Origin of the sequence: Sediminibacterium roseum (assembly GCF_009939005.1) — a bacterium.
GTDB lineage: Bacteria > Bacteroidota > Bacteroidia > Chitinophagales > Chitinophagaceae > Sediminibacterium > Sediminibacterium roseum.
In genome coordinates, this window is record NZ_JAACJS010000015.1 from 63,296 (window position 1) to 75,320 (window position 12,025).

At 46.3% G+C, this 12,025-nt stretch carries 16 protein-coding genes; 6 read left to right on the forward strand and 10 right to left on the reverse strand.

All coding sequences use genetic code 11. The annotated features are described in order from the left end of the window. Nucleotides 1-77 precede the first annotated feature (77 nt). On the reverse strand, nt 78-1,502 hold the full coding sequence (gene rpoN / locus GWC95_RS11400; protein WP_161818854.1) for an RNA polymerase factor sigma-54: 1,425 nt from the start codon (nt 1,500-1,502) through the stop codon (nt 78-80). Between the two features lie 196 nt (nt 1,503-1,698). On the opposite strand from rpoN, the gene GWC95_RS11405 reads away from it, so the two are divergent. Next, a complete protein-coding gene (locus GWC95_RS11405) occupies nt 1,699-3,075 on the forward strand; it encodes a sensor histidine kinase (protein WP_161818855.1) in 1,377 nt (458 codons plus the stop codon). 89 nt (nt 3,076-3,164) lie between these two features. Here the strand turns inward: GWC95_RS11405 and GWC95_RS19900 are convergent, their stop codons facing one another. Further along, nucleotides 3,165-3,287 (reverse strand): hypothetical protein, encoded by a 123-nt coding sequence (locus GWC95_RS19900; RefSeq protein ID WP_262886303.1) that lies wholly within the window; start codon nt 3,285-3,287, stop codon nt 3,165-3,167. A 146-nt stretch (nt 3,288-3,433) separates the two neighbouring features. On the opposite strand from GWC95_RS19900, the gene GWC95_RS11410 reads away from it, so the two are divergent. Then, nucleotides 3,434-3,598 carry a DUF1328 family protein gene (locus tag GWC95_RS11410; protein ID WP_161818856.1) on the forward strand — a complete coding sequence of 55 codons (165 nt, stop codon included), beginning with the start codon at nt 3,434-3,436 and terminating at the stop codon, nt 3,596-3,598. 264 nt (nt 3,599-3,862) lie between these two features. Here the strand turns inward: GWC95_RS11410 and GWC95_RS11415 are convergent, their stop codons facing one another. Next, nucleotides 3,863-5,437 (reverse strand): OmpA family protein, encoded by a 1,575-nt coding sequence (locus GWC95_RS11415; protein ID WP_161818857.1) that lies wholly within the window; start codon nt 5,435-5,437, stop codon nt 3,863-3,865. A 182-nt stretch (nt 5,438-5,619) separates the two neighbouring features. Then, a complete protein-coding gene (locus GWC95_RS11420) occupies nt 5,620-6,825 on the reverse strand; it encodes an NAD(P)/FAD-dependent oxidoreductase (RefSeq protein ID WP_161818858.1) in 1,206 nt (401 codons plus the stop codon). Nucleotides 6,826-6,927: 102 nt separating this feature from the next. Between GWC95_RS11420 and GWC95_RS11425 the strand changes: the two genes are divergently transcribed. After that, nucleotides 6,928-7,356: a response regulator gene (locus tag GWC95_RS11425; RefSeq protein ID WP_161818859.1), complete on the forward strand. Its 429-nt coding sequence runs from the start codon at nt 6,928-6,930 to the stop codon at nt 7,354-7,356. Here GWC95_RS11425 and GWC95_RS11430 read toward each other — a convergent pair. The 3 genes from GWC95_RS11430 to GWC95_RS11440 form a co-directional block, all read right to left on the reverse strand. Further along, on the reverse strand, nt 7,337-7,717 hold the full coding sequence (locus GWC95_RS11430; protein ID WP_161818860.1) for a hypothetical protein: 381 nt from the start codon (nt 7,715-7,717) through the stop codon (nt 7,337-7,339). The genes GWC95_RS11425 and GWC95_RS11430 overlap by 20 nt on opposite strands. Beyond that, the gene (locus GWC95_RS11435; RefSeq protein WP_161818861.1) at nt 7,710-8,072 is read right to left on the reverse strand and encodes a hypothetical protein; all 363 of its coding nucleotides are present in this window, start codon (nt 8,070-8,072) and stop codon (nt 7,710-7,712) included. Before GWC95_RS11435 ends, GWC95_RS11430 begins: the two co-directional genes overlap by 8 nt. Before the next feature lie 70 nt (nt 8,073-8,142). Continuing rightward, nucleotides 8,143-8,412, reverse strand: coding sequence for a YtxH domain-containing protein (locus GWC95_RS11440; RefSeq protein ID WP_161818862.1), 270 nt, complete (start codon nt 8,410-8,412; stop codon nt 8,143-8,145). A 160-nt stretch (nt 8,413-8,572) separates the two neighbouring features. Between GWC95_RS11440 and GWC95_RS11445 the strand changes: the two genes are divergently transcribed. Continuing rightward, nucleotides 8,573-8,911, forward strand: a complete 339-nt coding sequence (locus GWC95_RS11445) for a response regulator (RefSeq protein WP_161818863.1) — start codon at nt 8,573-8,575, stop codon at nt 8,909-8,911. A gap of 36 nt (nt 8,912-8,947) precedes the next feature. On the opposite strand, the gene GWC95_RS11450 is transcribed toward GWC95_RS11445, so the two are convergent. From GWC95_RS11450 to GWC95_RS11460, 3 genes are read right to left on the reverse strand one after another with little or no spacing between them, the layout of a single operon-like run. Next, nucleotides 8,948-9,454 carry a pyridoxamine 5'-phosphate oxidase family protein gene (locus tag GWC95_RS11450; RefSeq protein ID WP_161818864.1) on the reverse strand — a complete coding sequence of 169 codons (507 nt, stop codon included), beginning with the start codon at nt 9,452-9,454 and terminating at the stop codon, nt 8,948-8,950. 12 nt (nt 9,455-9,466) lie between these two features. Continuing rightward, nucleotides 9,467-9,679 (reverse strand): YidH family protein, encoded by a 213-nt coding sequence (locus GWC95_RS11455; RefSeq protein ID WP_161818865.1) that lies wholly within the window; start codon nt 9,677-9,679, stop codon nt 9,467-9,469. Nucleotides 9,680-9,720: 41 nt separating this feature from the next. After that, nucleotides 9,721-10,272: a hypothetical protein gene (locus GWC95_RS11460; protein ID WP_161818866.1), complete on the reverse strand. Its 552-nt coding sequence runs from the start codon at nt 10,270-10,272 to the stop codon at nt 9,721-9,723. 236 nt (nt 10,273-10,508) lie between these two features. Here GWC95_RS11460 and GWC95_RS11465 point away from each other — a divergent pair, with 236 nt between their 5' ends. Both GWC95_RS11465 and GWC95_RS11470 read left to right on the forward strand, forming a co-directional pair. Continuing rightward, nucleotides 10,509-11,279 carry an MlaE family ABC transporter permease gene (locus GWC95_RS11465; protein ID WP_161818867.1) on the forward strand — a complete coding sequence of 257 codons (771 nt, stop codon included), beginning with the start codon at nt 10,509-10,511 and terminating at the stop codon, nt 11,277-11,279. Between the two features lie 15 nt (nt 11,280-11,294). After that, nucleotides 11,295-12,023 carry an ABC transporter ATP-binding protein gene (locus tag GWC95_RS11470; protein WP_161818868.1) on the forward strand — a complete coding sequence of 243 codons (729 nt, stop codon included), beginning with the start codon at nt 11,295-11,297 and terminating at the stop codon, nt 12,021-12,023. Nucleotides 12,024-12,025: the final 2 nt, after the last annotated feature.

Sequence of the window (12,025 nt, forward strand, 5' to 3'; positions counted from 1 at the left end):
TAATTCTAAAGTTATTGCAAAGTACGAATTACAGGAAGTACGAGGTACGAACCGAAGTTCAAATTTTCAGGTACCTTTTAAATTGCTTTTGCCCAGATCCGCCTCATATCTCCTACAGGGATGTTCAGGAGTTCCCTGTATTTAGCCACTGTTCTGCGGGCGATTTTAATTCCGGCCTCTTCCAAAAGCGCTACCAGTTGCTGGTCGTTGTACGGCATGTCTTTGTCTTCCGCATCAATGATCGCTTTTAATTTGATCTGAACCACGCGGTTGCTCACAGACAAGCCATCTTCGCTAACGATACTTTGTGTAAAGAGGTTTTTCAGCAATACATAGCCGAATGGCGTATCGATGTATTTGTTACAGGTTACACGGGAGATGGTTGAAATATCCAGTCCCACCTCATCCGCAATGTTTTTCAGGATCATCGGGCGCATATAAGCCGCATCGCCGGTCAGGAAATATTCTTTCTGCCTTTTCACGATCGCGCGAATGATGCGCAGCATGTTGTCTTCCCTTTGTTTGATGGCATTGATGAACCACATCGCCGATGTGAGTTTGTTCTTAAAGCTCTGCATCGCCGCTTTCTCATCTGCCGTTCTGCCCTCTTTCTTTTCAACCGTTTGCATAAGCGATTGGTTGATGTAAAGCAGGTTCGACTTTTGCTTGTAAAGATCCACCATCAGCGTCTCTCCTTCTACTGTCAAAATAAAATCGGGGATGATGGTTTCTTTCACCAATTGCCCTTCAATGGCTCCGTTAACGGGTTTCAGTTGCAGGCTGCTGATGTGTTTGAAAAGGATGGACAATTCTTCATCGTCGATTCCCAGCCCTGCATAAATCTTTTCAAAATTTCTTTTCTGCAGTTCGTTGTAATATTTGTCAACCAGCTGGATCGCTTTTTTAACGATGGGGCATTTTTTCTGGTTGTTGAGTTGTTTCAGGAAAAATTCGCGGATGTTCCTGCATCCCACGCCAAAAGGTTCAAACTCCTGGATCTGTACCAGCAGTTTTTCGATTTCGGATTCTTCCACAAACATCTTTTGTGAAAAGGAAATATCGTCTGCGATCTCCTGTAAGCTTCTTTCCAGGAAACCATTGTCTTCGATGCAGTCAACAATGTACTCAGCAATCGTCAGTTCTTTTTCCGACAGGTTGAGGTTGATGAGTTGTTGTTTGATATTCGTCCTGAAATCGATCGTATCTTTTATCGGGAGGTTCAGGTTATTGGTGTGAATGAAGCTCTCCGCTTCCAGGCGGTAATCGGGAATATCGTCGTATTGGTATTCTTCGTAATCCTGGTAATCCTTGGGCTGATCCTTATCGGTCTGCGCATCAATACTTTCGTCGTCGGTGTTCAATTCAAGTAAAGGGTTCTCATCAAGCTCGTCTTTGATCCGCTGTTCAAGTTGAATGGTATTCAAATGGTAAATGCCCAACATCTGAATTTGCTGCGGCAAGATCTTCAGTGACTGTTTCTGGAGTTGTGACTGTTGTAACATAATCGGGCAGTTTTGTGAATGGATGTATCTAATATTGCAATTACGGTTCCAAATTCAATTTCTGTAAAATCTATTATAAATAATTGATTATCACTGTCTTAATAAATGAAAAAAGTTTTATCTGATTTCCCGGACGCGATATGCGGTTGAAATTGGGTAATTTATTCCACACGAACGTTGTTATCTTGGTAAAAGAATGGGAACCAACAGATTTATTTACCCGCTGTTTGCTTTGTCGCTGGTGGCCCTTGGATGGCTCGGGTATACCTATTCAGAGCAGAACAAGGTGCAGCTTAAATATACCGCAGCGGTTGAGCATACCTACGATGTGATCGTTACCGCGCAATATTGCGAGAAGCTGTTGCTGGATGCCGAATCAAACCAACGGGGTTTTGTGATCACCCGCGACGATCATTTTAAGAACGCGGCGGATGCCTCGATCACAAGGATCGATTCTGCCTGGAAGGCATTAAAAGAGCTAACGAACGACAATCCCAACCAGCGCGTAAACCTGCACCTGCTGCGGCTGGCCATAGACCAGCGGCTCGCCATCCTCAAACAGAACTTTCAATTGCCGGCGCAGGGTAAGAAAAGCCTCGACCGGTTCCAGCACGGGCAATTGCTGATGGATAAGATCCACAAGTACATCCAGATGATCGAAGTGGAAGAAGGGAACCTGCTGGTGGAAAGAAGGAACGCAAAAACATATTATCAGTCACTCAACTTCACGTATGTGAAATACGGCTTCCTGTTTGCCTGCCTGGTGTGTGCGGTCGCCGTTTTTCTCATCATCCGCGAACTGCGCAAGCGGATACAGGCGCAGGTAATGCTGGAGAAAACGGTGCTCGATCTGAAAAGAAGCAATGAAGAAGTGGAACAGATCACCTTCACGGCATCACACGACCTGCAGGAACCACTGAGGAAAATTGGAACCCTGAGTACCTTGCTGAACCGGAGGATCGGCGACCGGGCGGGTGCGGAAGAGAAAGACATACTGGAGCGCATCGAAAGGGCTACAGGGAAAATGCAGAGGCTGATCAACGACCTCGTCAATTTCACGATCCTCCTCAATACCACGGAAGAACCGGCGGCAGTTGACCTCGGCGCCGTATTCAAAAATGCGTTCGACAGGATCAGGGAACAGGATCAAACGATCAAACTGAACCTGTATGGCACCTTGCCGGTGCTGCAGGGATACCGGCCGCAACTTGAAATGCTTTTTACACAGGTGCTCGACAATGCCTTCAAATACAGGCATCCCCAAAGAACCCTGGTGATCAATGTAACCTACCGCATCACCGAGGGCGACAGCATCACGTCGATGATCTGGAAGAAAGAACGAACCAAACGTTACCACCAGGTAACGGTTTCGGACAACGGGATCGGTTTCGGTAATGAATTTAAGGAGAAGATTTTTGTTTTGTTCCAGCGCCTGCATACGCAGGAGGCTTATGGTGGCAAAGGGATGGGGCTTTCACTGGCCCGGAGAATCATGACCAATCATTATGGCTACATAAATGCGAGTGGAGAGGAAGGCGTTGGGGCCACATTCAGGATGTATTTTCCTGTGTAATCACGAACTGTTCAACCAGTATACGAAGGTTCCAGGGCCGGAATCCGGATCGCAACAGAACATGCGGACCCACTAAGTAAGCCGGCCACCTATTCGTCCTCTTTCCCAAAATACCTCGGAATGTTATCGATGTCGATGTCTATACCCGGGAAAACGATGCAAACGCACACTACCCTGATCATGTCTCTCGCTATGCCCCACACTTTTTTCATTTCACTTGTTATTATACCTCTTCTATTCCAAAACAGGTGCCATGGTATTTCCGGTACTACTTTGTAGAAACGGGTGGCGGCGGGTATGGTTTTTTATTATTTATGGGTAGAAATCGAAACATTCCTAACAATTAAACCTATCTATTATGTTACGCTGGTCAGTTACCTTCTTCATCATCGCGATCATCGCGGCCATATTTGGCTTCGGTGGCATCGCTGCAAGTGCCGCAGGCATTGCCAAAGTGCTGTTTTTCGTTTTTGTTGTGTTGTTCCTCCTGTCTATTATTTTCGGCAGAAGAACAGTTGATTAATAGCATATCATTTTATTTAAAAGCCGCTCCTAAAAACAAGAGCGGCTTTTTTTTGCGCAAAAAAAGATGAAATAATTCAACAGTTGATACCGTGTAGAAATAGTTGCGTTTAAATTTCCCCGCTGTAAAAAAGCATTGGCAAATGGTTGCGCATCGCAAAAGGCGGGTCTTTTTATCGGATACCGTACAGAACAGTCCGTCGCAAAAAAAAAGCCTCCTGGAGAACCAGGAGGCTTTTCAATTCATATGCTTTGATCTAAATGATTAGTTCTTGCTTTTAAGGTTAGGGAACGGTGCAGGAACATAGCTTGCGCCTTCTTCCATTGTACCCTGGAGATCCACTGATTTTGAATCACCATCCTGTTGGTAAACAAACAGCAACCTGCTTTCTGCGATACCTTGTTTTTCAACCAGGTAGTTGATCACTGCGTTTACACGATCCCAGCTCAGCTGTTGTGCAGCTTTGCTTGCAGCGCCGTAACCGATCACTTTAACGCGGCAGTTAGGGTTTGCTTTGATGCGTGATGCTACATCAGCCAGCATTCTTTGCGCTTCTTTGGTAAGTACTGCGCGGCTTCCGAACTGGATGCTTGGCAGGTCGCCGATTGTACATTGCGCTACCGGTGCTGTTGCTGTAGGGAGATTTTTGATCATATCCCTCAACTCTTTGCAACATGCTGGTTCTGGGCAGGTACCTACGCCATCGTTGTTAACTGGGAAGCAGCTGAGTGGAGTCAACACTTCTTTATCTCTGTAATCAGGAACACCATCACCATCTGTGTCTTTCGCGCGGCCATGTGTATCAACCGGAGCACCTTTTGGAGTGTTTGGTTCGAGGTCAAACTGGTCTGTTACACCATCACCGTCTGCATCAGGCAATACTGGTGGCGGAATTTTCATGTGCTGAGGCCTGTTGAGCTCGCTGTAGATAAAGTTGTATTTGTTGAGCCACCAGAGTGGTTGTGTTCTTTTTGCGGCGTTGCCGATGTTGAAGTTCAGCCTGAGTGTTGTGAAGCTGTAGTAGTCGTCGCTGTTCTTGCCTGAGCCGTTTCCACCAGACCATGCATCGAGGTAATCGTAGCCTGGAACAGTGAAGGTGTATTTTTGCTCGATAGCGAAGTTAACACGGTTGTTGATCTTGAACGCGATACCCATACCGAGGTTGGCGCCATGAAACAACCTGTACGCATGACTGTTGTTGATCTTTGCTCCGCCAAATGTAGCGATGATACCGTTTTGGCTGTTAGGATTCTGACCCGCATCTGTGTACCCGTAATAGTACGAATAGTTACCCGGCTGCGCACCCAAACCTGCAGGCCTTTTATACTGAACCAGTGCTGCATTCAGGCTGTAACCTGTGATCACATACACATTTGTTTTTGGATTGCCCCTGTATATGCTTGAAGAATTCAATGAAGTAAGGAGGTCTACATCCAATGAAAAGGTCTTGTTCTTGTAATCAACCTGCCCGATGGCCGTGCCGTAGGCATTAGGAGAACCCCAGTTCCATTTTCCGGTAAGACCCGTCCTGATAGAGAAGGTGTGGTCGATCGCTTTTCTCAAAGTAACCGTACCGCCAAATCCTGCTTTTGAATTCACATCACCTACGATGTAAGAATAACCTGCTCCGAAACCAAGCTCCCACATGTTACGGGGTTTTGGAGGATAAGGGAAATCATTTGCAATAAAACGATTGTATTGCTCCATACTCTGTACGGGAACAACTGCGCTGTCTCTCCAGCTCCAGCCCCAATCGTCGGTGCTGCTGGTGCTCTGCGCATTCGAGAAGAATGCAAAAAGCAGAAAGCATGATAAGAATAGAAGTTTCCTGTTGCTCATAAGAATTGATTTAAAATGATGGATAAATATTTGTTTTCGATTTTGTGACATGTTGGTTTTGACATTTTAACAATGCATATTGAAAAAAATATACCGTTGCTTTTTTTCCATTGTTGGGTAAAAAAAACCCCATCCGTATTATGCAAACGGGTCCATTGCACACAGATCGGTCTCAAAATCAGTCACAACCGCCCGAAGGCAAAAAGGCCGGCATCCCGGCTTTTTTTACCCGCCAGCAACGCACTCACCAGTTCTGCGGCCATTACACTGAACGTGATCCCGTTTCCCCCGAACCCTAAAGCGAACAATGCATTGGGTAATTTGTTATAGCTCCCGATGTAGGGCAAACCATCTTTGGTTGAGCCGAATATGCCCGTCCAGCTGAACTCTTTCTTGAACGGTATAGATGGAAAACAATGGTTGAAATCTCTGGCCAGGCCCCGGGCCTTCTCCGCTATCATCTCATCCCTTTTCCTGTCTGAAGTAAAACGCTCATCCCTCCCGCCGGTCAGTATCCTGTTGTCCTCCGTCAGCCGCATATAGAAATAAGGGTCTGACGTGTTCCAGAACACCGTACGGTTTTGCCACGGAAAATTCGGGTTGTTGAACTGCTCACTGGCAACGGCATAAGTTGCCGAGAGTTTCACTATTTTTTCTTCGATGTATTTAACGGACTCATACCCCGTTGCATACACCAGTTTTTTACAACGGATCCTGAACCCTTCTGAAGTAACCAGCGAAACGCCTTTCCGGGTATGATCGATCTTTACTACCGGTGTTCTGTCAAACACCTCCATCCCTTTTTTGATGTTGAACCGGTGCAGTGCATGTGTAAGCATATACGCATTTGTCTGCGCCGCCTGTGTTGAGCGAATGGCTGCCGGGGCCTTGAGGCCATACGCCTTCCTTAATTCTTCCTCATCCATCCAGTTAACGGCAAAGCCGGCCGCTGATCTTGCTTCATATTCTCTTTTCAGCAGGCTCATATCCTTCCTGGTGGCGGCAAAATAAATGCTGTCGCTTTTGTGGAAGTCTTTGAAATGCGTTTCACCGCAGATGTTTTCAAGCGAATCGATCGCGGCGGCCGACAGGTGGTAGCAACGTTCCGCTTTCTTTTTACCGATCATGGAGGAGAGCCGGTAAAGCGGTGTATCGATCTCGTACTGCAGCAAAGAAGTGCTCGCGCAGGTACTGCCCAGGCCGATCGTTCTTCCATCAAGCAACAAAGACGCGATGCCGGCTTTCTGCAGGTAATATGAAATGAGCGCACCCGAAATACCGCCGCCGAGCACAACAACATCGGTAACCCGGTCGGAGGCCAGCCGTGGATAATCGTATGGGATCCCGTTTCGGATGAGGTCGAACGGATAACCGGAACTCAGGTTCATGAATTTGATTGTGTCTTATAAATTGAAAAATTCAATGCCAGGCAGGTTGATAAAACGATCCCGCGTTCCATCACTTCAAACTTTCTGTATTATCTTTCCGCCATGAACTCTCTTTTCATCCTGATAGCCGAAGACGACTCCGACGATCGTTTCCTGATGCAGAAAGCACTTGAGGAAACGGGTAAGGATATAAAAATAAAATTTGTAGAGAATGGAGTTGAGTTGATCGACCACCTCAACGAAACGCGTGCGCAGGAGAATGGCCATTACCCCGGTTTTATTTTACTCGATCTCAATATGCCGAAAATGGATGGACGGGAAGTGTTGAAGAACATCAAATCAGACAGCGAATTCAAAAAGATTCCTGTTGTTGTGTTCAGCACTACGAAAAACCAGATGGAGGTAAAACGGTGTTACGACCTTGGCGCGAATACTTACATCGTTAAACCCGTAAATTTTGATTCATTGGTAGAAACGATCCAGGACATCCACACCTACTGGCTTAAAACGGCTACGCTTGCTGATGCCTGAAAGTTTTCCTGAAAAATTTTCCAACCTTGGAAAAGATGTTATTGTCTTCTTCCACTTCGTGTGAAAGGTAGTTTTTTGCCAGCATCGGCACGAGCAGTTTCATAATGAATCCTGCGTTGCGGAGCAGTAATTTTTTTAGGATCAGGTTTACACCCACATCAATGCCCATGTTTAGCAGCGGGTTGCTCTTGTCTTTCGTGGTCATTTTCTGAACCGTATCAATGATAGCGCCTACCGGTTTCAGTTTCACTTTGATCTCTTCAAACTCTGTCTGCACCTTTATCTTACGCTCTTCGAGCAAAAGTTTGAGGCGTTTTTTTTCTTCGAGTAAATCGTTGTATGTATTGATGTGGCTATTCATAAATGCTCTTGATGACCATGTTTTTGATAAGAGGGAAAAAGATCTTTTTCCTGGTAACGAACAGGAAGATCAGAACAACAATACAAAATCCGCCAAACAAAAGAAAGCCCAGCGCCTGGTCGTTCACCAGTTTACCGAGCCACAAAGCACCGGCGATGCCGATGAACATGAACACAAAACATACGATCATTGCGGCTACCATGCTGAAGGATGCGCCCGCAGAAATATCGGCGATCTTCTGGTTGATGTTAACAACGGTGAGCTTGTAATAAGTCTCCGCATAATCAGCGGCCAGCTCGGCTATGTTGGGGTTGTCTTCTTTTTCTGCGTTCAGTTTGTCGAATGTTTTTTCCATGGGTTGCGGCTTTTGTAAAACACAAAGTGTAAAGGCGGATCTTACGATCCGCCTTCTTTCAACACTACACTTATCCAACACTTTCTTTAACGCGGTCGGCGCGTTTGCTAACGTCGTTAACAAGTCCTTCAGACTGTTTGGTAACAGTGCTCGCCACTTCCTGCAGTTTTTCTTTACCGGTGGTTATAAGGTCAGACACTTTACCAGCCAGGTCGCCGGCAGTGTCGCTGATTTTTTTCCTGATATCTGAGCCTTTTTCCGGCGCCAGCAACATCCCGATCGCTACGCCGACAGCAGCAGCTCCCACTACTCCCAGAATAATTTTACTTGTGTTAGTCATAACTGTAGATTTTTAATTTTTTTTATAATGATTACGGTATACTTTTAAAATAATTGTACCGTTATTATAAGGGTACCAGCCGTATTTAGTGAGGAAATAGGTCTACATTGTATTTTTGAGGTATAAAAAACGCTTGCCAAACCACAGACGCAGCAGAATTATGAAACGTGTTTTAATTATTGACGACGAGATCGATTTGTGTATGCTGATCAAATCCTACCTCAGTAAAAAAAATTACGAGGTACATACTGCGCATTCCCTTCACGATGGTTTCAAAAAGCTGGAATCTGTTGCTCCAGATGTGCTCCTGCTCGATAACAATTTACCCGATGGCATGGGTTGGAAAGAAGCGGCCCATATCCATGAGCGTTATCCCAGCATGCATATCACACTGATCAGCGCTTTCCAGATGCCGAAGGATCTGAAGGACCAGATCGCTGCAAACATCAATATCCTGGAGAAGCCCATCTCCTTGAATGATATTGAGAAATACCTGTAGTTTGGGCCGTTCCTGTAGCGCCCGGCCGGGTTGCCATCAGGCTCCCACGTTCAGTTCCCCATGCACCCCTTCTACCAAAGGTTTCCCCGCAACCACAGAGATCGCCGCCTTGAGCATGTTGATCATTTTGCTGGAGGAAGTATCCCAATAATGTACCTCGTCTGTTTTGATCTGTAAGAGGCACAGGTTTGGGTCGTCCACCCCATCCGGGAACCAGGCTTTTACCAGTGGTGTCCATTTGTCTTTGATGGATGCCGCATCGGTGATCACGTTTGCGCGGCCGCGTATGTCGAGGTAACTGTCTTTGCCCGGGTGCGCAAACACGAGCTGCACAAAATGATCGAGCTCTATGTCTTTTATTTTATTGGATTGAATATTGGTGAAGAACCAGATATTGCCCGTGTGATCTGTTTCAATCGCAGCCATGGGTCTCGATGCACGTGCGCCGGTTTTGCCTGAGGTGATCATCATACAGGTCCTGATATCACTCACCATTTCCTTTAACTTTTTAACCGCTTCTTCGTTGTGGAGGTTCTTTTCCATGGTTCTGTGTTTTTATGATTTGTTTTTAGCCGATACCAAAACTGCCACCCCGATCAACCCAACCCCAATACCCGCATACACCGGCCAGCCAATGTGTTTGTTCTCTTTCTTATTGATCTCAACAGGGCCGAGATCTACCACCTTTTCTGTTTTTGTAAAATTTACGGATGTGAATACACACATCACAACGCCTAAGATGATCAGGCAGATGCCAAGTACTTTCATTGTATCGGATTTAAATAGTGTATAGTTGTTGTTGCTTCCTGCTATTTCCCTTCGGAAAAAATATTTTCGATCTTATGCATCAGGGAAGAAACAGGGCCTTCCATTTTGTTTGTGTTGTCGTCGAGCGTCGAATCGTGCAGCATCTCGCCCAGGTGCAATCCCGCAGGCAGGTACACCAGGATATGATCGCGCTGTCCGCTCATAAAGTTCATTACGCCGTCTGCATTCACATTACCCGCAAGTTGTTCATGAAGGATAAGCACCGCAGCATCTGCCGCCCGCTCTACCAGCGATTCGATCTCCTGGAGCGATCCGCTCGTGTACTTGGCCACATGCATCAAGGTGGATGGATATTGGTCTGCATACACTTCTTTCAGCCAGGCATGTTTGCCGCTCGATAAAAGTTTTACGCTTCCTTCTGTTGTACGCGTAAGTTTATACAAACCCGCAACAGCCACCATTACGGCAGCCTGCGTAGCAGGATAAACCATATCATTTGTTTCCTGCCTTGTGTTCTCCGTATTCGGATCGATCTTCTGAAGAGGCGGGAACGACAACCGTTTCTGCACTTCTTCTGCAATGTTGATTGACATAAGTGGTGTTTTGATAGGAGGTAAAAAAGCTATGCCAGTTTTTAACGGTACAAACAACAAAGCCCGGCCATAACGCCTCCCCGGTTGGGCTATCCGCAAGGTTAGCCGGAGTGTAGCCGGTAAAAAACCGGCTACCGGAATACACCCGCATCGGTTGAATTGTAGAACAATTTCCCCTCCAACCACCAAAAACGGTGGGGTATAGTTCTTTCACACTGCATATGAATTTCACCCTCATGAACCTATATCCACCCATTAACAATTTTTTTGAAAAAACAGGCGACCAGGCAAATTTCTTCAAGTCGTTTGTGCGAAACACTTTCAAAGGCAGTTTTGAATGGAGTGAATTCATCCGCCAGTGTTATGTGGTGGGCTATAAATCTTTCGGCATTGTTGCAATCACCGGTTTTGTGATCGGTTTCGTATTTACGTTGCAATCGCTCCCTACGCTTAAAGATTTTGGTGCGCAGAGTTATGTGCCCGGTATGGTTTGTATTTCTGTGATCAGGGAGATCGGCCCCGTTATAACGGGTTTGATCTGCGCCGGAAAGATCGCATCCAGCATCGGCGCCGAACTGGGTAGCATGAATGTTACCGAACAGATAGACGCCATGGAAATATCAGGCGCCAACCCTGTTCAATACCTGGTTGTAACCAGGATACTCGCATGCACTCTGATGATCCCGCTGCTCACCATGTGGGCCGACCTGCTCGCATTGGTGGGCGGTTACGTTGGCATGAACAGCGCAGGATCCATGAGCCTTTCGCTGTATTACAAGAAAGCGATCGAGACCCTGTATTTTTCAGATTTTTTTCCTGCCGTTATCAAAACCATATTCTTTGGACTGGCAATCGGGTTCATCGGTTGTTATAAGGGATATCATTCCAACAAGGGAACAGAAAGCGTGGGTCTTGCCGCCAATTCAGCCGTGGTTGCGGCCTCTATCTGGATCATCGTACTCGATGCGATCGCGGTACAGATCACCAGCGCATTTGTTTACAATTAACGGCTACAAGCTACTATGGAAAATATTATCGAAATAAAGGGATTGAAAAAAAGCTTTGGCGACCATGAAGTGTTGAAGGACATCAATCTCAATATACAGAAAGGCGAAAGCGTGGTGGTGCTGGGCAAATCGGGGCAGGGAAAATCTGTGATGATCAAATGTGTGGTGGGAATGATCGCCCCCGATGCAGGAACCCTTAAAGTATTCGGCAACGAGATCTCTGAAATGAACGAAGATGAACTGAAAGAAACGCGCACCAAGATCGGTTTCCTCTTCCAGAGCGGTGCATTGTACGATTCGATGACGGTGCGTGAGAACCTTGCGTTTGCACTCACCCGTGTACTGAAAATAAAAGACGAAGCAGACATCGAAAAAAGATCGGTGGAGGCGCTGGAAGCCGTAGGGCTGGGCGATGCGATAGATAAAATGCCATCCGATCTGTCGGGCGGTATGCGCAAACGGATGGCGCTCGCAAGAACGATCATCGTGCACCCCGAGATCATTTTGTATGATGAGCCCACGACCGGGCTGGATACCATCACATCAAAAGAGATCAGCAACCTGATGCTGGATGTTCAGAAAAAATTCAAGACGAGCTCCATCATCATCACACACGATATGCAGTGTGCCAGGATAGCGGGAAACAGGGTGGTGATTATGAACGACGGGCAATTGATCGCCGAAGGCACGTATGATGAACTGGAAAACAGTGAAGACGAATTTGTACAACAATTTTTTAAATAAAC

What these genes read in the sequence shown, in the direction of transcription:
- rpoN (WP_161818854.1), bottom strand. Translation starts at nt 1,502, where the DNA reads ATGTTACAACAGTCACAACTCCAGAAACAGTCACTGAAGATCTTGCCG.
- GWC95_RS11405 (WP_161818855.1), top strand. Translation starts at nt 1,699, where the DNA reads ATGGGAACCAACAGATTTATTTACCCGCTGTTTGCTTTGTCGCTGGTG.
- GWC95_RS19900 (WP_262886303.1), bottom strand. Translation starts at nt 3,287, where the DNA reads ATGAAAAAAGTGTGGGGCATAGCGAGAGACATGATCAGGGTAGTGTGC.
- GWC95_RS11410 (WP_161818856.1), top strand. Translation starts at nt 3,434, where the DNA reads ATGTTACGCTGGTCAGTTACCTTCTTCATCATCGCGATCATCGCGGCC.
- GWC95_RS11415 (WP_161818857.1), bottom strand. Translation starts at nt 5,437, where the DNA reads ATGAGCAACAGGAAACTTCTATTCTTATCATGCTTTCTGCTTTTTGCA.
- GWC95_RS11420 (WP_161818858.1), bottom strand. Translation starts at nt 6,825, where the DNA reads ATGAACCTGAGTTCCGGTTATCCGTTCGACCTCATCCGAAACGGGATC.
- GWC95_RS11425 (WP_161818859.1), top strand. Translation starts at nt 6,928, where the DNA reads ATGAACTCTCTTTTCATCCTGATAGCCGAAGACGACTCCGACGATCGT.
- GWC95_RS11430 (WP_161818860.1), bottom strand. Translation starts at nt 7,717, where the DNA reads ATGAATAGCCACATCAATACATACAACGATTTACTCGAAGAAAAAAAA.
- GWC95_RS11435 (WP_161818861.1), bottom strand. Translation starts at nt 8,072, where the DNA reads ATGGAAAAAACATTCGACAAACTGAACGCAGAAAAAGAAGACAACCCC.
- GWC95_RS11440 (WP_161818862.1), bottom strand. Translation starts at nt 8,412, where the DNA reads ATGACTAACACAAGTAAAATTATTCTGGGAGTAGTGGGAGCTGCTGCT.
- GWC95_RS11445 (WP_161818863.1), top strand. Translation starts at nt 8,573, where the DNA reads ATGAAACGTGTTTTAATTATTGACGACGAGATCGATTTGTGTATGCTG.
- GWC95_RS11450 (WP_161818864.1), bottom strand. Translation starts at nt 9,454, where the DNA reads ATGGAAAAGAACCTCCACAACGAAGAAGCGGTTAAAAAGTTAAAGGAA.
- GWC95_RS11455 (WP_161818865.1), bottom strand. Translation starts at nt 9,679, where the DNA reads ATGAAAGTACTTGGCATCTGCCTGATCATCTTAGGCGTTGTGATGTGT.
- GWC95_RS11460 (WP_161818866.1), bottom strand. Translation starts at nt 10,272, where the DNA reads ATGTCAATCAACATTGCAGAAGAAGTGCAGAAACGGTTGTCGTTCCCG.
- GWC95_RS11465 (WP_161818867.1), top strand. Translation starts at nt 10,509, where the DNA reads ATGAACCTATATCCACCCATTAACAATTTTTTTGAAAAAACAGGCGAC.
- GWC95_RS11470 (WP_161818868.1), top strand. Translation starts at nt 11,295, where the DNA reads ATGGAAAATATTATCGAAATAAAGGGATTGAAAAAAAGCTTTGGCGAC.